Source organism: Bradyrhizobium sp. UFLA06-06, assembly GCF_054820065.1.
This window is the reverse complement of the sequence record NZ_JADFUD010000050.1, coordinates 1-17858: the sequence shown is the minus strand read 5'-3', so window position 1 is coordinate 17858 and position 17858 is coordinate 1. Positions and strand designations below refer to the sequence as shown.

The 17858-nt window shown below is 57.9% G+C and carries 15 protein-coding genes and 1 riboswitch; of the genes, 11 read left to right on the top strand and 4 right to left on the bottom strand.

Annotated features, from left to right (window positions below; translation table 11 throughout):
• Nucleotides 1-133: 133 nt before the first annotated feature.
• Nucleotides 134-349: riboswitch (cobalamin riboswitch) on the bottom strand.
• A 401-nt stretch (nucleotides 350-750) separates the two neighbouring features.
• A complete protein-coding gene (locus IF803_RS31350) occupies nucleotides 751-1683 on the bottom strand; it encodes a hypothetical protein (protein WP_026192318.1) in 933 nt (310 codons plus the stop codon).
• A 701-nt stretch (nucleotides 1684-2384) separates the two neighbouring features.
• On the opposite strand from IF803_RS31350, the gene IF803_RS31345 reads away from it, so the two are divergent.
• Complete coding sequence (locus IF803_RS31345; RefSeq protein WP_016847924.1) at nucleotides 2385-2633, top strand: hypothetical protein; 249 nt, start codon at nucleotides 2385-2387, stop codon at nucleotides 2631-2633.
• 1268 nt (nucleotides 2634-3901) lie between these two features.
• Complete coding sequence (locus tag IF803_RS31340; RefSeq protein ID WP_026192317.1) at nucleotides 3902-5590, top strand: HrpF/NolX family T3SS translocon protein; 1689 nt, start codon at nucleotides 3902-3904, stop codon at nucleotides 5588-5590.
• A gap of 164 nt (nucleotides 5591-5754) precedes the next feature.
• Here IF803_RS31340 and IF803_RS31335 read toward each other — a convergent pair whose 3' ends face one another.
• Entirely contained in the window at nucleotides 5755-5955 is a 201-nt protein-coding gene (locus IF803_RS31335) for a hypothetical protein (RefSeq protein ID WP_125459153.1), read from the bottom strand.
• Between the two features lie 862 nt (nucleotides 5956-6817).
• Here IF803_RS31335 and IF803_RS31330 point away from each other — a divergent pair.
• The 6 genes from IF803_RS31330 to IF803_RS31305 all read left to right on the top strand — a co-directional run bounded on the left by IF803_RS31330 (nucleotide 6818) and on the right by IF803_RS31305 (nucleotide 11798).
• Nucleotides 6818-7051 carry a hypothetical protein gene (locus IF803_RS31330; RefSeq protein ID WP_075968406.1) on the top strand — a complete coding sequence of 78 codons (234 nt, stop codon included), beginning with the start codon at nucleotides 6818-6820 and terminating at the stop codon, nucleotides 7049-7051.
• A gap of 116 nt (nucleotides 7052-7167) precedes the next feature.
• Nucleotides 7168-8058, top strand: a complete 891-nt coding sequence (locus IF803_RS31325) for a SctD/MshK family protein (protein ID WP_026192316.1) — start codon at nucleotides 7168-7170, stop codon at nucleotides 8056-8058.
• Between the two features lie 33 nt (nucleotides 8059-8091).
• Nucleotides 8092-8628: a hypothetical protein gene (locus IF803_RS31320; RefSeq protein WP_016847917.1), complete on the top strand. Its 537-nt coding sequence runs from the start codon at nucleotides 8092-8094 to the stop codon at nucleotides 8626-8628.
• A 2-nt stretch (nucleotides 8629-8630) separates the two neighbouring features.
• A complete protein-coding gene (gene sctY / locus IF803_RS31315) occupies nucleotides 8631-9056 on the top strand; it encodes a type III secretion apparatus assembly chaperone SctY (RefSeq protein WP_050994308.1) in 426 nt (141 codons plus the stop codon).
• An 8-nt stretch (nucleotides 9057-9064) separates the two neighbouring features.
• Nucleotides 9065-11188, top strand: coding sequence for a type III secretion system export apparatus subunit SctV (gene sctV / locus IF803_RS31310; RefSeq protein ID WP_026192314.1), 2124 nt, complete (start codon nucleotides 9065-9067; stop codon nucleotides 11186-11188).
• A gap of 208 nt (nucleotides 11189-11396) precedes the next feature.
• Nucleotides 11397-11798: a tetratricopeptide repeat protein gene (locus IF803_RS31305; protein ID WP_225161263.1), complete on the top strand. Its 402-nt coding sequence runs from the start codon at nucleotides 11397-11399 to the stop codon at nucleotides 11796-11798.
• Between the two features lie 200 nt (nucleotides 11799-11998).
• Here IF803_RS31305 and IF803_RS31300 read toward each other — a convergent pair whose 3' ends face one another.
• The gene (locus tag IF803_RS31300; RefSeq protein ID WP_018269940.1) at nucleotides 11999-12319 is read right to left on the bottom strand and encodes a hypothetical protein; all 321 of its coding nucleotides are present in this window, start codon (nucleotides 12317-12319) and stop codon (nucleotides 11999-12001) included.
• Between the two features lie 746 nt (nucleotides 12320-13065).
• Between IF803_RS31300 and IF803_RS31295 the strand changes: the two genes are divergently transcribed.
• The gene (locus IF803_RS31295) at nucleotides 13066-13776 is read left to right on the top strand and encodes a hypothetical protein (RefSeq protein ID WP_240537185.1); all 711 of its coding nucleotides are present in this window, start codon (nucleotides 13066-13068) and stop codon (nucleotides 13774-13776) included.
• 59 nt (nucleotides 13777-13835) lie between these two features.
• On the opposite strand, the gene IF803_RS31290 is transcribed toward IF803_RS31295, so the two are convergent.
• Nucleotides 13836-14000, bottom strand: coding sequence for a hypothetical protein (locus IF803_RS31290; protein WP_016847912.1), 165 nt, complete (start codon nucleotides 13998-14000; stop codon nucleotides 13836-13838).
• A gap of 288 nt (nucleotides 14001-14288) precedes the next feature.
• On the opposite strand from IF803_RS31290, the gene IF803_RS31285 reads away from it, so the two are divergent.
• Both IF803_RS31285 and IF803_RS31280 read left to right on the top strand, forming a co-directional pair.
• Nucleotides 14289-15557: a M16 family metallopeptidase gene (locus IF803_RS31285; RefSeq protein ID WP_018269939.1), complete on the top strand. Its 1269-nt coding sequence runs from the start codon at nucleotides 14289-14291 to the stop codon at nucleotides 15555-15557.
• Nucleotides 15554-16999, top strand: a complete 1446-nt coding sequence (locus tag IF803_RS31280) for a M16 family metallopeptidase (protein WP_050994307.1) — start codon at nucleotides 15554-15556, stop codon at nucleotides 16997-16999. The genes IF803_RS31285 and IF803_RS31280 overlap by 4 nt, the downstream gene beginning before the upstream one ends.
• Nucleotides 17000-17858: the final 859 nt, after the last annotated feature.

Sequence of the window (17858 nt, the reverse complement as noted above, 5' to 3'; positions counted from 1 at the left end):
CTGCTGATCGAAATTGTAAGACGGCGACATCGGCAACCCCGCGATGTTGGGCGCGGGCCGGCGCGGACGACTTGCGAGGAATCCGGGCAAATGTCCCCGGCTGCAAGCGACCCACCGGGACACCCCGCCCGAGGACTTTCATTCGGTCGCGGCAGGTCTCCTGGCTCGCGGGTCACTGCGGCCATCGGCCTTCCCGGCGCTGTGTCGCGCCAGTGACCATGATGACAACCGCTCGCCGCTTACAGTTGCGGGGGCAGCCCCGGAGTTGCCGTTTTGGCGCACCGGGTTCCCTCTTAGCTTCCACCCTACAAGATGTGGGGAACGGAAGACCGTGACTGACTATAGATAGGTCTACGCGCCGGGATTCGTCAATTGGAGAGATCAAGATTTAGAAGGCAAAAACATACCGACCGCCCGGACCACTCTATCGCCGCTGTCACTTCTTGCTGCAGAGATGCCTTGGGCTGCCTTTCAGTTTCCGTTAAGCTTGCGCATAGTCGAGGAAATTCTGACCCACGTGTCGCATTGATGCGATCTATGAAACCGCGCGTCAGCAGAGAGGGAATTCGGCAAGGCGCTCTCCGATCTGAATCGCAGCGCTCGCCGCGACAAATGGCATCTGGACGAATCGTTATCCATCGTCGGCGAACAACATTGGCCCTGGCGCGCCTTCGACCAGAATGGCCTTGTTTTTCGACGTCTTGATCCAGCGCCGAAGAGACTCGCGCGCTGCACAGTGGTCCTTAACTGTCAGGGCTCCAGCGCAACGTGCAAGCCCTCGTTGCTTTCAACATGAACGTAACGGGGTCCAATCGGCCGTCCCCTGCCGCTGGCGACGGTGACAACGTCTTCCAGAGGCGTGGCCCGCGCATCCGCCTCTGGGCGAGACAAGATCAGATCCGCATGCAACAGCCCTTCTGATTCGAGGCCGGTCGCATCCACGCCAAGGGCCGCCAAGCTGGCCAAACAACTTTCAAACTCTTCAGCATCGCGAAAGCGACGCTGGATAAACGTCGCGCCGGTAAGACGTTCTGTCACAAGACCACGCTTTGCAAACGCTTCGGCCAACGATTCAAATGGGAACATTCGTAGCACAAAGGAGATGATCCATGGTTGCTTCTCTGTCGCATCGAGAATCTCGCTGAACGTCTTCTCGGTAACGTAGCCGATGCATCCGGTTGACATGATAACATCCACGGAGCGGAGAATGCGCGCGCTATCCGTCGATAGCGCCTCCTTTTCAAGGTCAGCGACGATGCCCTGCTCCAAGAGGCCAACACTCTTTGCATAGCTGATCGCCTGTACCGACACGTCGAGGCCGATAAAGCGCGCCAACCCGACATCAGGCCAGGCTGCATAAAAATTGCGATCGAGACTCACCAGTGTTTCAGAACTGATCGCCCTCATCTCACGCCGGGCGTAGCGGTGACGCAAGCCCCCGAAGGTCAGCGGAAAGCGATGCACTGCTGCGTTGATGCCGTATGAACATCCAACGTCGAGCACGACGGGCTTAAGGCCGGTTGCCGAAGCTTTCGCTGCCAGGATTTGGCGCACAACCGGCTCAGCCACGTCCGGAATCATATAATCTAGGTCTCCGAGGATCGAGAAATATGCCCTCGGATCATCAGAAGCATAAATATTATGGAATATAGCTTTAGACCGATTAATACGCGAAAAATCCATCCGCAACACAGTTCCTCCCATCTCATTTGCAAGCGAGTCGACGACAGTGCCTTCGTACTCGCCCGCACTTTGGTATACAGGTCGGTCTTACACCCGCCGATGCGACAGCAGAAGCGGCAAGCGGACAAGAGCATCCGCCTGCGTAAGATTTTCATGAAACTGGTCCCGCACCGATGAACAGCCGCTGGAGATACATTCGGCCGAGTTGAGAGCGGGTCGAGGCAACGGCAGGCAACATGAGAAGAACCGTTTCTGTCGCGTGATAAGATTGGCAGCATTCGTGAGCGCGAATCGGCCAGCACCTTAGAGAAGCGAGCTGACCGAAAGCTGACGAGCGTTCGTTACCCGATGACCGCGGCAGGTTTCCATTTAGGAAGAAGCATCGGCCTCCAACTTGGGACGAATTTTGGTGTCGATCCTGTCGTGAAAATAGCAGGTATACTCATCCGATCTCGGAGGCTGCATCTTGAAGAAAGTGCTATGTGTTCCTGTTTTCACCTGCCTGACGTCGCCAGGACGCTCGGCGCGCCGCTGACGCTGCCATCGACGCCTTACAGTTACATGTTCTGGATCAGGACCTCGCGACCGCACTACAGGAATTCGGTCACAATCGGAATATCCGGGTCAATGTAAGTACTGGGGTGAAGGGGCGGATTCGCGGGCGGCTACCGGAACTCCCACCGCGAGAATTTCTCGACCGCTTGATCAAGCTCTATAATTTTCAATGGTACTACGATGGGCGGGTGCTTTACGTATCCGACGCGCACAAGGCGCAAAGCCGACTACTGATCTTGAATCCGATCAGCTTTGATGCATTCAGAGACGGCAAAGCCGTCGCGTATCGCAACGACGCCACAGGCTTCGAGCAACAGCTGTCCGAGCTAGGAGGTAGCGGCATCCTACATCGCAGCTTGCGATTTTTTTTGATGCGAACCTTTGAACTGCTCTAAAAGACTCGTCATACGGATGAAATTCGACGTTTAAGGATGAGAGACGTTCCCGCTGTGAGGAGTAACACGGGCCTCAACCGGCAATAAGCAGACATGCGCGGTCAATCCAAGGAGCTTTGAGCAGAAACTGACGGGACCGCATGAAGCGGACGAATCTAACTAACTAGCATCGGATTTGGCCGAAGCTTGGAGCCGCGCCGTCACGCGCCGAGCCATCATTCGACGGCGGACGTGCCGCCACCACTGGTCCTCACTCGCCAAGCCGCCACATTCCTTAGATCGACATGCTGAGAAACTGCAATGTGATGTCAGGCAGGCACCCGCGGACAACAACTTTCGCCATCGCGGGTGTGCCGCACATGGCCGAACCGCGAGGAGAAAACTTATTCGTCTCCCAAGTCGTTAAACCTGCTCTTGCGGCTAGTTTGCGTCCGCCCTTCGTAACCGCGTGACCCAACTGTTATCTCGTATTGAGCCCGCGACGTGGATTCGATGCAGGGTCGAAGAGCGCAGCGGCCAAGGACGAACAAAAGGACTTAGGCCGGGCGTCCGAGCTTTGATGTTTGTCAGTGCAAGTTGGGTCCGCTCAACGCGTCTGACGATGGAGTTTTTCGAGGACTTGGTCGACGACCGGTATCTGAGCCGACCATGCTGGATGCGCAGCTCAGAAGAGCCAGCAGCTCAGAAGAGCGAGCACTTTTTCTGGCGCAGGCGCGGGGGTGGCTACTGCGAAATCAGCGCCCACCTTAAGGTGTTCCGGAGCTCTTGCGAGATTGTTGGACCAAATCAACGAATGCTCCCGATAGGCAGACGTAAAGCTTTAACTCGCTGACATGGCACCAGGCCAGGCGAACGCAACTAAGCGAAGCTGGCACCGGCATTGAAATACGTCCAGGTCCCTTGCGGGCAAGACTACTTCATCAATCACCCTGAAATCGTCTGAGCGCCGTCAGCTTCTCGAAAGGTTGTCCGTTTTACCATACGGGCGAATATTTAGACGGCGGCGTTCCCATGGATAGTCGCGAAACTGAGCGCTGAAGGCGCACTGAGCAACAGGATGCAAGTGGTAGGACCTGTTGAACTCTGCCGATCAACACTCCCTGTTCGTCGCGATCTCGGGCCGCGCCGGTGACCGTCTTGTGGTGCACACTTACATCGGAGGACGTGTAATGTCAGTCGACCTATCGCCAACCGCCAACTCAACTGTGGCTTTCTCCGGAATGCCCGCCCCTCCCTCGTCGGCGCAGGACTTTTCCAGCTTTCAGGCGATGCTGGCCAGCCTCTCCTCGAAAGACACGACCAACGATCATTCAGCATCGCAAGTGACGGCCTCCACAGAATCAACCAAGCAACTGACTGAGGAACTCACGCAGGAGGCGCGGAGTATCCTGCCACCAGAGATAAGGGCAGCATTGGATGCATATCAGGATGACCCACAGCCGTCCTGTGCTGCCGGCAGCCCAATCATTGCGGAAGCGCCCGTACAAAGCTCAAGGATCACCTGGAACGGTGGCACGCTGACTAATGCGGAACTGCAGATTGTCTCTGTGCTGAACCGCCACAAGGACAAATGCCCGCTTGATTGGAAGTCTCTGGGAGATTTGGCCAACGATCCCTCGACACCGCCGGATCTAAAGGCGGCGATCGAGGCACTGCAACAGGACCCGGAGCTCTTCTATGCGATCGGTTCGCAAGGCGACGGCCGCTGTGGCGGCAAGATCAAAGCGGGCGATCTCAGCGGCTTTTCCGACCATCACCCTCAAGTTGCCGCGTTCCAGGAGCAGCGGGCGCGGATCTACGAGCAGAACTACATGCCATCCGACGGTACCGGGAACGGTGAGCCATCGGTCATGACACTGACCGATGCCTTGCGCGAACTCTACCGCTATTCCGATAACCTGCCCAAGAACTTGAGCCTTGCGGATTTCAGGCGCATCGTGGACGGCAACGCCGACATTGGCAAATGCCCCCCACAGGTCCTCGCCGCGGCTCAATATTTTCTCGACCACCCGGATCAATGGAAGCAGTTGTACGGCGGCTCGATAGATAAGGTCCACAAGGAGGACTTCCTGCAGGTCGCTTCGTCATCGATGAGTCTCACTCGACCCGAGCTGAGCACACTAAACACGATCAACAAGAACCAGGACGCTTTCTTTGGAAATGGCGATCTGACCCGGGAAAAGCTCGTGAGTATGGTGGACGACAAGAGCCTTTCCCCTGAGGTGCGAAGCGCGGCTTCCCAGCTGCTCTCGGATCCTGTGCTGTTCGGATTGATGAACAACGCGATTACTGGTTACAAAACCCACCACAAGTTTTTCGACTTCGGCGGCGGCCATACGGTCGATTCCGGAAACATCAGCAGAAACGATTTCAACCAGTTCTTCAACAACATGTCTGGTGCGAACCGCGCCGCTCCGCAATTGAAAACGCATGCCGCTCAAACGCCGGCCGAACAGGAGGCTACCGCAGACATGATGATTGGCGCGGCAGATCAGCCCGACATCAAGTCTCCCAAGAAGAACGGTGGCGCCCTCATGCACGCAATTAATGACGTGCTCAAGGTAGGCTCGAAGGTACTCGACTGGACAGCGACGGCCGTTGGTGTACTCGGCTTCATTCCAGGGCTGGGCGAACTGGCCGATCTTGCTTCAATGGTGATCGAGGCCGAAGCGCAAGCTGCAAATCTTCTGCACACCGCGATCAGCGGCGGCAACATGAAGAAGGCGCTGGAGGAAGCCGGGCTGAGTCTTGCGGCGCAGGCCGTGGGCTGCATCGCCGGCCCCGAGGTCAAGATAGCGATTCGAGAAGGCTTGGTGAAGCAGGCAATTCAAGAAGCGGCGACGGCCGGCATCAATCTGCCGGTGTCGATGGCCCAGTCCTACGCGGAGGACTATCTGAATAACCTCAAGGCACGGATTGAATCCGAGCGCACGCAAGCTGCAGGTGCCTACGCCTAGTCGTAGCGGCGCTAACGAAAGGCCAGCTTGCGCGGCCTGCGCGGTAGGGTCGTCCCCGCCGCGCAGGTCGCGCAAGCATATTCGATGCTTACACCGACGAGCGTGCTTGTCGCTAGCTAAACCGGCGCATTTGTCGGCTGCACTCGAGCACCCGACGGGCGTTCTCACATCGCGTGCGCCACCGCGAAGATTTCGTCGGGCCGATTGCGCCACCCATCGCGGACGGTAAACTTGTTGATGCCTTCACGCCGCGACGGAACCGGTGGAGTGGCGTGCCTGACCGGTTTACGTCGTCGGATCGAGAGCACATTAATGGAGGTGACGCTCAAGGTCCTTGTCTCCAGCGCCTCCTGATCGCTGTCCACGAAAGTGATCCATTTTTATGGGCCTGCTCCGAGCGGGAATGGAAGATCGCTCTTCATCGCTGACTCGCATGAGCAACTTTATCCTGGCGCAGCAGCCCGGGACAGGATCTAGACAAATCGCTGCGTGGTTCGAGGTACCTAAACTGCCGAACGAGCTGCGAGGGGTCCAAAGCCGGGCGAGTCCCGAGATGGGCCACGTCAAAGCTTAAGCCCGTTTTATCCGTCCGGCGCTTACATTCCGCTTGTCAACGCTGCGCTTTGATGAACAACGGCTTGCCTGATCAAGTGCCACATAGGCGAGGTCTTGTACCAACCCTGTGATCTGCAGCTTACGCCGACACACTGCCGAAATATGAGGCGGCCTGTCCAGAGGCAACATCAAAGAGATCGGCTCACAGAATTTCTGAGGCTCGTCAGCTTGTCGAAAGCTAATGCTTCCATAGTAGCCGTGACGGCGACCGCTCCCTCCGCACGAACGAAGTTTTGAAGTAGGAGAACCCGATGCGCATTTCCAGCTCTAGCGCCGCTGGGCACCTTGATTCCGACCTCCACGCGACTGGCGGCGGCAAAAAAGGATCTCGGGCGCCTGGCGAGCACGATGATCATGGCCAATCGCATGGTGCAGGCGCTCCCTTAAATGGCGGCGCGTCTGGTCCAGACGCTGACTCGCAAGCCGCTGCTATGCAGCAAGCGTTCAACGTCGCTCTCGGCGCCGTCGCTATGCAGTTTGTAAGTAGTGCAATGGGTCGTTTCGACGACGCCATGGCCGAGACAGAGGAGGATTCCTGACCTCGCATGTTGCGGCGTCAGGAAAATCGGAGCCGCAAGGCGCGGCAATCTTCAAATAAACAGGAGAGACAATATGGCTGATAAGGTTGGTGCTTCTCATTCCTCGACGGCGGGTGGCGCAGCTGGTACTGCTACTGCAGCCGCGGGTTCCGCCGCAGCTGAAGCTGCGGGAGAAGCGGCATTCAACAGGCAGCTCGCCGCCCTGACTGCCAGCAGCACGAAGGCTGCTGAAAGGGATGTAGAACTTCGCGTCGTCTCGACAGAACTCTCGACCGTCAAGAAAGTGGCCGACGAGCGGGTGCAGTAACGGATGAAGCGGGACGAAATTATATCCTCCCGCTTTTGCCGGCCGCATGATCTGTGAAGTCGCAACAGACCGTACGGCTTTGCCGTACGGTCTCGTTCTTCATTCAGGAGACGATCGTGAATGAACCAGCTTCCCCGCTATTCGAAGTGTTGTCGGGGTGTTATTCCGGGTTGACCGGCAAAGCGGGGAGCGGCTCCTGCTTGATTGGCAGCAGCCTCGATGCTGATTTGGTCTTCATCGAGCAAGGCCTCGAACCGCACCATCTTCGCGTCAGCTGGCATATCAGCTCGATCGAGATCGAGGCCCTTGCCGCGGACGTCGCGATCGAGGGTCGCGGCCCTATTTCGCCAAATGAGACCGTTGTTGTCCCTCTTCCTGCCGTCATCCATATGGGCGCGATGTCCATTCGCTGCTCGACCGAAGGCACTCAGCAAGCCGGCTCTACCGGGCGCTGGCATGTACCGATTATCCCGCTTGCCTTGGTCCTCATCAGCTCTGCCGCAGTTGGCACCCTTTCAACGAGATTTGTCCAGTTCGACAGCGCCGCAGCGCTGAGCACCTCGTCCTCCGCCACGGACATTGCCCCCAAAATCGCGCTCGCGACCCCTGATGTTCCGGCCACCGACGCAGCGGCTCAACGGCTGCAAGGGGAAGTTGACGCGGCGGGCCTGCTCGGCATCAAAGTCAGTTCCGGGCCGGGCGTTGTGACCGCCGATGGCACTATTACGCCTGCCTCGCTCGCTAAATGGCGGGAAGTCCAGCAGCGGTTCGATGTCCAAAGCAATGGTGCTTATACGCTCGTCAGTGCGGTCGCCATCAAGGAGGAGAAGGCGCCCCCCGCAATTGCCGTCCAGGCAGTTTGGCGCGGAAGCGCCCCTTATCTGGTCATTGCTGGTCAAAAGTACTTCGCGGGTGCACTCCTGAGCAATGGATGGACCGTAAAGGAGATCGAGGACGGACGTGTGCTGCTGACACGCAATGGCCAGCTTGCTGCTTTGTCTTATTAGAGTTTTAGCCCGCGGCCAACGAAGGAACGTTTCATGACTAGGCTGCCGCAGCGGTCCGTAGAGCCTGGCATCGCCTTTCAGGGAATTAACAACGAGCATCATGCACCTGTTATCGCCCCGGCCACACCTCAGGCCAGCAGCGTCGGCATCGACAAGGTCCATGGAAACGGCAAGGGTCACACGTCAGTTGTCCAACAGCGCGAAGCGCAGGAGCGGTTGGCTGCCAGCACGATCGATAACGCGCTCGAACTCAAGTCAATCGATCCAATCTCGCGGATCAATCCCACCGATGCCACCGAGCACGCAGGTAAGATCGAAACGAGTTCGGAACTTGCCTGCCTGAAGGGCCCCAATCTCGCGCATAGCCTGCTCTCCTTCGTCACGCCCCGCCTGCGTCATTCGCATGTAGTACGTCCGGAGCAACACGGCCTTCTCCTCGAGCGTCTGGCCGATGCGCTGTCAGCCGCGCCAGAGGGCTCGGTGGCAGGCGAAGGGGCTGCGCTTCTGCGGCTGGAGCTGCGGCGTTTAATCCTGCTCCGGCAGAATCACAACAGCTTGATCCAAGGCTAGCAATGCCAGATCCGCACGAAGTGCAGCACTTCACACCTACCCGGTCGTCGAATGTTTCCAAAGCCGATCGGGCAGTTCCGATCTCTGGGCCCGAGCGCGATTTGCTCTGCACGCTTTCCTATGTCCACCTTGCGTGCGGGCAGAGCGCACACAGTCTGGCGCTCTTGCGGCTCGTCGTTCACGAACATTCTCAAGACGTCGAGCTGCTTCGCATCCTCGCCTATGCCCTCATCTCGGAGCGCCTCGGCGAGGAAGCGCTATCGGTATTGGACAGGCTGGACATGCTTGATGATCAGCCATCGTCGCGTCTGCCATTGCTGCTGCTGCGCAGCCATGCTCTGCGTCAGGCTGGCCGCATGGCCGAGGCGCAGGCCACCTTCAAGCGCTATGTTTCCTTGCGGGGCAACCCGGCTCCGGTCAAACAATAAGGCTTTGCATGGCCAGTCACCTACGAAATCTCGTCGCCCGCGCACCGGCCCATCCGGATATCATGGTCGCACTGATGCTGCTTCTGGCGATCGGCATGATGATCATGCCGATCCCGATCATCGTGATTGACATGCTTATCGGCTTCAACCTCGGCTTTGCCATATTGCTGCTGATGGTTGCCCTCTATCTCAGCACGCCGCTTGATTTTTCGTCGCTGCCGGGCGTCATTCTGATTTCGACGGTTTTTCGTCTGGCGCTGACCATCGCAACAACACGCCTGATTCTTGCGGAGGGCGACGCCGGCAGCATCATCCACACCTTTGGCGACTTCGTCATTTCGGGGAATATCGCTGTCGGAATCGTCATATTCCTGATCGTGACCATGGTGCAGTTCATGGTCCTTGCCAAAGGCGCCGAGCGCGTCGCAGAGGTGTCAGCGCGATTCACGCTCGATGCACTTCCGGGCAAGCAGATGGCGATCGATGCGGAGCTGCGCAACAACCATATCGATCAACACGAAGCACGTCGCCGGCGCGCGGCACTTGAGCAAGAAAGCCAACTTCATGGTGCAATGGATGGCGCCATGAAATTCGTGAAAGGCGACGCGATCGCCGGGTTGATCGTCATCTGCATCAATATGCTGGGCGGAATCAGCATCGGCCTGCTCTCCAAGGATATGTCGCTCGATGCCGCGATGCATCACTATACGCTGCTGACGATAGGTGATGCGCTCATTTCACAGATTCCCGCACTGTTGCTGTCGATTACGGCCGCGACCATCGTCACACGGGTCAACGGGCCTTCCAAGCTCAAGCTTGGGGCCGATATTGTCAGCCAACTTACGGCGAGCACACAAGCGCTTCGGCTGGCGGCCTGCGTCTTATTGTTAATGGGATTCGTTCCTGGCTTCCCCTTGCCCCCGTTCGTCATCTTGGCCGTGCTCTTCGCTGCCGCAAGCTATGTCAAGGTCGGCGCGAAAGGCGACGAGCCTGCCGCGAAGACAGGCGCAAACGTCACTGCTTCGGCACCGGCTCCAGCACAGGCACAGGCACAGAAGCAAGCCGCTCATGCGGAAGCACTTCCGATTGCGTTATTCCTTGCGCCGAACCTGACACATTCAATCGACAAAGACGAGTTGGAACAAAGCATCGCGCGCGTTTCCACGTCGGTATCGGCAGACCTTGGAATCACGGTTCCGCGTATCCCGGCCCGGATTGACCAGAACCTGTCCAAGTCGCAGTTCAGGATAGATGTCGATAGCGTGCCGGTTGAACGGGATGTGATCGATCCGACGCAACTCGTTCTCAACGATGATATTGCGAACATTGAACTAAGCGGCATCCCATTTCGGCAAGATCCGGAGACGGCTCGCGTATGGATCGAAGAACGCCATGCAGCTGCGCTCAAAGCCGCCGGGATCGGACACCACCGTCCGGTCGAAATTCTTGCTTTACGTCTCCATTCCACATTGACACGCTACGCACAGCGCCTGGTAGGCATTCAAGAGACACGTCAACTGCTTGCCCGAATGGAGCAGGAGTACGCCGATCTGGTGAAGGAAGTGCTTCGTACGGCGACCATTCCTCGGATCGCAGAGGTCCTGCGCCGTCTGCTCGACGAGGGGATACCCATTCGCAACACTCGCCTCCTCCTGGAGGCCCTTGCAGAATGGAGTGAACGCGAGCAGAACGCCGTCCTGCTCACTGAATATGTTCGTGCCGCCCTGAAGCGGCAGATCTGCTTTCGCTATGCCAATGCCCACCGCGTTGTGGCCGCCTTTATCATCGAGCGTGAGACTGAAGAGATAGTGCGCGTTTCGGTGCGCGAAACCGCTGTCGGACCATATCTCGTTCTGGACGATTGGCAGAGCGAGAAGCTGCTTTCACAATTCCGTCAGATCCATTCGACCATCGCACAAAGCCAAAGCCAGCCCGTCATTCTCGGCTCGATGGATATCCGGCGCTTCGTACGCGGCTTTCTCACCCGCAACGGGCTCGATCTGCCCGTTCTGTCTTATCAGGATCTCGCCTCGGAGTTCACAGTCCAGCCGATTGGGTCCGTGAAACTTCCGGCTACCAAGGAAAGGGTTCCTTCCTCGGAGCGTGGCGGGCTGCTTCCAGCCGCAAGTTAACAGAGCACAGCAGCTCGTCGTGAGATAGCCTATGAATTCCTATGAGATAAGCCTCTGGCGACGCGCATGCTTCCTTCGCTCAGCCTTGTGCTCAAGCTCGCTCGCTATCGTTCTGCTCGCAGGCTGCGCTAACCCGGATAGGTCGGCCCTTTCATCGCGGCAGACGCCCTCGTCAGACCTAGCTGACGCCAAGGCGATCGATCCTGGCGTGCGCGAACGAATTCCATACAGCCTCGGTCGGGATGCTGATGAGCAAACTCTGCGCGATACGTTGAAGCAACAACCAAACAATGTCGATGCGGCGATCTCTCTTGCGCGGGTCCTGCTGGCCCGCAAATCGCCCGATCAAGCCCTTGAGGTTCTCGATAATGTCCTCTTGGCGGCTCCCGGCGATCTGCGCACACTGAACGCCAAGGGCGTTGTCCTCGATCAGAAGGGCCGCCATCAAGAGGCGCAAGGGCTATACCGCAAAGCTCTCGAAAGAGAACCCTCAAATGCGATGTTGCACAACAATCTCAAACTGTCGCTTGCGCTAGAAAGTAAGACGGAGACCGAGGATGCCGGGTCACAACCGCGGATGGATGACGCCTTGGCGCGCAGCGAACAATAGCGTGCAAAAGCTTGACGCTTGAGTGGCCGGCTTGCCGATAACTAGGCTCCCCTTAATCGGCCGCACTATACGCCGCCGCAAAACCTCAAAAGTAATTAGAGATGCGATCGATAATTGTATCGCCACGTGTAGTAACATTGCAATTCATCCGTTACTTACCTTGCATATGACACCGCCACCTTGCGCCGGCAGAGACCAAATTAAGCCTGCAGTCCGACATTCGTGAGAGCTTTCGCGGCTTCGATAGAATAGACAACATCCTCCGTGAACCGCTGCTTGGCGCCTTTCATCCACCCCTGAAGAATGCCGATCTGGTCGGGCGCTGAAGACGTCGAGGAGACATGCTTGAAGAACTCTGTCAACTGCGTCGCTTCGATTTGAATGCGCTCCTGCCAGTGCCAATAGGCCTCTGAGTACTTTTTCACAAACTCGCTTTGCGCTCCGATGGCTCGCTTCGTGAAGTCCTGAAATGCGCCGGCTGCAATGCCGATGTCATCGTTGATCCCGGTTTCTTTCGTCATCGCCATCTCCTGTATGGTTGTATATGGACGAGACGACGCCTGAGCAGCGCTCCCGCATGTCTCCCATGATCACTAATTGACGCGCCCACACACCATCTCATGATTGTGAGGCCACTATTGTCACTTCTCGACCGAGCAAGCGACGTGCCACAAACGATCGTGAGGGCTTGCCGTCCACGAACAGGAAAAACATGTACTTGATACAGCGCTCCCGCAGCCCTGATCCGCAGCGTCGGACTCTGGACATAATAAGTATCACACCGGACAGGGCAGAGTGCGACAGGAATAAGGGCAATGGCAGTTCGTACTAAACAGCGACGAAGGTGGATCGGGGAGCATTGCCAACGCTTCAATGCTCCGAGCCTGCTCAGCGCGCATTCTCGCACAGACCGTTGCTTGGTGCATGTCCCATCGCTCGAACTCCGCGCCAGCATATAGTGACGGCAAAGGCGTCGTGCAGTCCGAGCAACCGGCCGATGGTAGACTGACGATGCTATGCGTGTCGATCAGTACGACGAAACCAGTCGGCTGGTAAACGCGCGTATTCCACTTCTTCTTGGCTTGCTTCTCACCGCGATGAACTTTCGCTGGCCATTGACCGCAACCTTGGATGGGCCGAGAACAGTACGACCCGGACTTGCCCCACCAAAACTGAGAGGCGACGGCCGTTTCGTATGCAGCTAATATTTGCCAGGGTTCGGAAAGACAAAAACGTTCGCTTAAGCGCTCGCGGCTAGGGGACAGGGATGATCACGCCGGTTCGACGGGACTGGAATCCAAGCGAATTGTTCAGCGCTCTTACACCTGCGATGTTCAGCGCCGAACCATCAGCCATACGCGCACGTTGGGATAAATTGTGGCCTGATTTATACACGGAATATGACGCCCGGCATTTGAAACAAGAACTTGCCGCCAGAAATCTCATCGCGACCGATGAAGCTGCAGCATTTCTCAGCGCCTGGGTGATTGATGAAGAGCGCCACACCAATGGCTTCATCCGGATCATTGAACTTGTCGCGAACGGATCCGAAAAGCATCTTCGCGAGAGGTTGGGCGCTCGATCGCATGATTTTGGTCCGATTACCGATTACCTGAAGGACGAATTCTCCTTGTTAGTTATGATTGCGTTTGACGAAATGTGCACTTGCCGCGCCTACGCGGCAGAAAAGCCGTTTTACGACGCTCTTGGGAACAACACGTTTCATCATTGGCTGCGAGAGATAATTGCCGACGAGGCGGTTCATTCGATGAACGCTGTTAATGTCATTCGCGCGCGCTATCGCGACCGCATTGGGCAAGTCGGCGCAATACTCGATAGCCTCATCCGCGCGTGCGATAATCTACGCTATTCTGGCACCTTCGTCCTCGACTACTTCGGCACAGCGTACTCCAAGGAGCTTCTCGCCAACTCTCGCCTCGCCACCATGAGAAACATCGTCAAGCCACTCCCGGCGTAGAACGAGACAGCAACAGGCGACAGGGATTTGATCCGGAGTCATATCGCGGTTCAATTTGTCTATCCCCGCTGCCATTCTACGGTTTGCGCCAGATTGTCGTGTGCTTTCTTGCGCAATGTCGTGTTCACGACCTGCCGGCCGTTGACCTTTGACCAGAACACGCGCGCCGGATCGGTCTTGCGTCCGGTTGGCGCGCCGTGCGGCCCGTGCCGCACATCGGGCATTTGGCCCGACCTTTGCTCCTTGCCAAACCGTGTACAGCCTCCTGTTTTGTCGGTCTATCTGCCACAAAACATGGATCTCTATGGAGCGAAGGCAAGGCCATGAAGAACCGGAGTACCGTCAACGCCATGGCGTCGAGCATCGCTACTGGCGCTATCGATTCAGTGACACCCACCTCCCCGGCGGTCGAGCACAGGACGGCTGATAGCACCAATCGTAACCTATACTCTTCTGCGGAGGAGAGCATCTTTGCTGAGGACAAGGCCAGATCGGATCGACCGGCTACCCTCATGCTTCCAAACGGCCTGCAAGTGGTGATGATTCCGGATCATCGCGCACCCGTTGTGACTCAGATGATCTGGTATAAGGTTGGCTCCGCCGATGAGCCGGCGGGCAAATCGGGGCTAGCGCATTTCCTTGAACACCTGATGTTCAAGGGCACAACCAAACATCAGGCGGACGAATTCTCCCAGACCGTGCTGCGCGTCGGCGGCAATCAGAACGCCTTCACGGGAAGGGACTATACCAGTTATTTCCAGCACGTGCCGCGCGAACAGCTCGGCAAGATGATGGAATTTGAAGCCGACCGCATGACCGGTCTTATTCTCAAGGACCGGGACGTATTGTCAGAGCGCGACGTCGTGCTGGAGGAATATAATATGCGCGTCGCCAACAGGCCGGATGCGCGGCTTGTCGAGCAGATGATGGCGGCGCTCTACCTCAACCATCCCTACGGTCACCCTGTGATCGGCTGGCGGCAGGAGATCGAAAATCTCGACCGCGAAGACGCGCTCGCTTTCTACAAGCGTTTCTACGCGCCGAACAACGCCATCCTGATCATCGCGGGTGACGTCAAGGTCAGCGAGGTCCGCCCGATGGTGGAAAGGAATTTTGGCGGCATTCCCCCGCAGCCATCGATTCCTGCGGAACGCCTGCGACCGCAGGAGCCAACGCCGGCCGCGCCGCGCACCGTGACGTTGGCAGATCCCCGCGTCGAGCAGCCAGCCTTGCGCCGTCTCTATCTCGTACCCTCGGCTCGCACCGCGACCGCCGGGGAGAGTCCAGCGCTTGAGGTGCTCTGCAAATTGATGGGTGGTGGCATCAACTCATATCTCTATCGCGCGCTGGTAATCGACAGGCGGCTCGCGATCAGCGCCTGGACGCGCTACAGCGCTACTGCGATCGATCTCTCGCAATTCGAGATTTCTGCCACGCCGAAACCGGGCGTCGAGCTCGGGCAGCTCGACTGCGCCATTGACGAGACGGTCGCCGATATTGCGCACAATTCCCCGCAGGCAGAGGATTTCGAGCGGGTCAAGACACAGCTGATCGCGCAAGCAATCTATGCCCACGACAACTTGGAAGAGCTCGCGACCTGGTATGGCGGCGGACTGACGACCGGATTGAGCATCGACGACGTCCGAGGCTGGTCGGACAGCATCCGCGCCGTACGGGCGGAGCAGGTACTCGAGGCCTCGCGCAAATGGCTCGACAAGAAGCGCTCGGTGACCGGCTATCTCACCAAAGCGACGTCAAAGCACACGGAGAAACGATCATGACCTGTTCCTTTACACGGCGTTCCGTCCTCATCGGCGGAGCTTCATTGTCAATTGGAATGCTTGTTTCGCCAGATTCGCTCGGCGCCGCCAAGAGCGTTGCCGCGGCCAAGATCCAGCGCCTGGTCTCGCCCTGTGGGGTAGAAGCCTGGTTCGTCAAAGACGCAACTGTCCCGTTTATTGCGATGGAATTCGCTTTCAACGGCGGCGCGACACAGGACCCCGCCGACAAAGCCGGCGTCGGCCACATGGTCGCTGACTTGCTCGATGAAGGCTCCGGCGATCTCGACTCCAAGAGCTTTCACGAGCGGCTCGACCGTCGCGCCATTGAGCTGAGTTTTGGATCGACGCGCGATCAGTTCCGCGGTGCCTTACGCACGCTCGAGGAAAACGCGGATGAGGCCTTCGACCTTTTACGGATGGCACTAACCTTACCCCGTTTCGACGCGGCCGATGTCGAACGGATCCGTGCCAGCCTGCTCGCGAATCTTAGGAATGATTCAAACAATCCTTCATCGCTCGCCAATCGCAAGTTCCTCGAAGTCGCCTTTAACGATCATCCCTATGCTCGGCCAGCCGGAGGCACGCTCGAGAGCGTCCCGAAGATTGGCGTCACCGATCTCAAGGGCTATGTCCGGCGCGTGATCGCAAAAGACACCCTCAAGATCGCTGTGGTCGGTGACATTCAGCCAGACGTCCTCTGCGGACTGCTCGACAAGGCGTTTGGCGGCCTGCCGGCCAAGGCGGACTCGGTGCCGATTCGCGACGTCGTCGCAGCAAAGCCGCCGCAGCGCGTCTTCATTCCGCTCGATGTGGCCCAGACGGCTGTGACTTTCGGTGGTCCCGGCGTCCGCCGCAGTAAGCCCGATTTCATGGCCGCCAATATCGTCAACCACGTTCTCGGCGGCGACGGTCTGTCGTCACGGCTGTTTCGCGAAGTTCGCGAAAAGCGCGGGCTGGCCTATTCCGTCCGTCAGCAGCTGGTCTGGATGAATCATTCCGCCGTGTTCGTAGGCAACAGCGGCACCCGCGCCAATCGTGCCGGCGAGACGCTTGAAGAGATTGAGAAGCAGGTCCGCCGTATCGCCGACGAGGGCCCGACCCGACAAGAACTCGACGATGCAAAATCTTACCTGAAGGGCTCGAAGATGCTGGCTCTCAATTCTTCATCAAAGCTAGCGCGAACGCTGCTGCAGCATCAGCTTGACAAGCTACCTATCGACTATATCGAAAACTACAATACCATCGTCGATGCGGTGACGTTGGAAGACGCCAGGAAGGTCGCGCAGCGGCTGTGGGGCCAGGGTCTGCTCACCGTTATCGTCGGCCGCTCCCCACCGGTCGCGGCCGAGTCGGCACCTGTTCCCTCCGCCACGACGACCCCGTCACACGCCGAGCAGCTAGGCGCCACACCATCACCCGCTTTACCGAGGAAACCCAATTAACTCTCAGGCAACCTCAGCGCCGCAGGCACGAGACTCGCTCTCCACGTCCTCCGGTAAAGAACCGGCAGTTTGCTGCGGCGGAGCAAAAAAATTGCGCTCAAATTCTCGCACTAGCGGCGTAATCACACATTAACCGCTTGCCGATCGTTGCTAATCTCTCACTGCTGGCCCAAGCGGAATTCTTGGCCCTGGGGCCTTCGCAGAGCTAGAGTTTGCTCCTGTCGGCGGACTCCGGGGCAGAGAAGCAGGAGCTATGAAGTCGACGCTTCTTGTTTCCGCTCCTTACCCGATTTGCTAGCAAATATGTGCTTTTAGCTGCCTTGCGCTTTACAGGTGTGCTCAGTTACTGCGACCCTGGCGAACTGGCGTTATGTTCTGTGGTGTCACGCGGCCCGATCCTGAATACCTGTGACGATGATCAGCAGCGGCCCATCGTGGCAGCGGCAGCCCCACAATAACGGCGGGTTCCCTCGACGGCGCCGCCTGGGATGCCACCTGATCGGCCGCATTGTGGCGGACCTGATTATATGCACGAGAAAATTATCGCTTTCGACATGTCGCGGAACGGGCGACTCTCCGAGCGACCAACCTCCGTGTCGCTAGATGCAAGTATGGGGGATGGTCGGTGACGCTCATGCCCAAAGTGAAGATCCCTAATTGAGATGGTCATCAGGCTCGCCGATCAAGCAACTGCAGAAGGGCCCGTCGGATACCGCTTCCCGCCGTCGAACAGGTCCACAGAGCCGAGGTCCCGGGCCGAGCTCTCAGCTCGGCGCTCTGACTGCCGCGCGGCAATCAGGGTGACAGTGGAGCGTCAATCAGGATGAGAGAGCTTCGCCGGGCTCGTGACGCAGGGAGG

Coding starts and splice junctions, on each gene's coding strand:
- IF803_RS31285 (WP_018269939.1), top strand. CDS start 14,289: ATGCTTCCAAACGGCCTGCAAGTGGTGATGATTCCGGATCATCGCGCA.
- IF803_RS31330 (WP_075968406.1), top strand. CDS start 6,818: ATGGCTGATAAGGTTGGTGCTTCTCATTCCTCGACGGCGGGTGGCGCA.
- IF803_RS31340 (WP_026192317.1), top strand. CDS start 3,902: ATGCTGGCCAGCCTCTCCTCGAAAGACACGACCAACGATCATTCAGCA.
- IF803_RS31300 (WP_018269940.1), bottom strand. CDS start 12,319: ATGACGAAAGAAACCGGGATCAACGATGACATCGGCATTGCAGCCGGC.
- IF803_RS31290 (WP_016847912.1), bottom strand. CDS start 14,000: ATGCCCGATGTGCGGCACGGGCCGCACGGCGCGCCAACCGGACGCAAG.
- IF803_RS31295 (WP_240537185.1), top strand. CDS start 13,066: ATGATCACGCCGGTTCGACGGGACTGGAATCCAAGCGAATTGTTCAGC.
- IF803_RS31350 (WP_026192318.1), bottom strand. CDS start 1,683: ATGGATTTTTCGCGTATTAATCGGTCTAAAGCTATATTCCATAATATT.
- IF803_RS31320 (WP_016847917.1), top strand. CDS start 8,092: ATGACTAGGCTGCCGCAGCGGTCCGTAGAGCCTGGCATCGCCTTTCAG.
- IF803_RS31280 (WP_050994307.1), top strand. CDS start 15,554: ATGACCTGTTCCTTTACACGGCGTTCCGTCCTCATCGGCGGAGCTTCA.
- sctY (WP_050994308.1), top strand. CDS start 8,631: ATGCCAGATCCGCACGAAGTGCAGCACTTCACACCTACCCGGTCGTCG.
- sctV (WP_026192314.1), top strand. CDS start 9,065: ATGGCCAGTCACCTACGAAATCTCGTCGCCCGCGCACCGGCCCATCCG.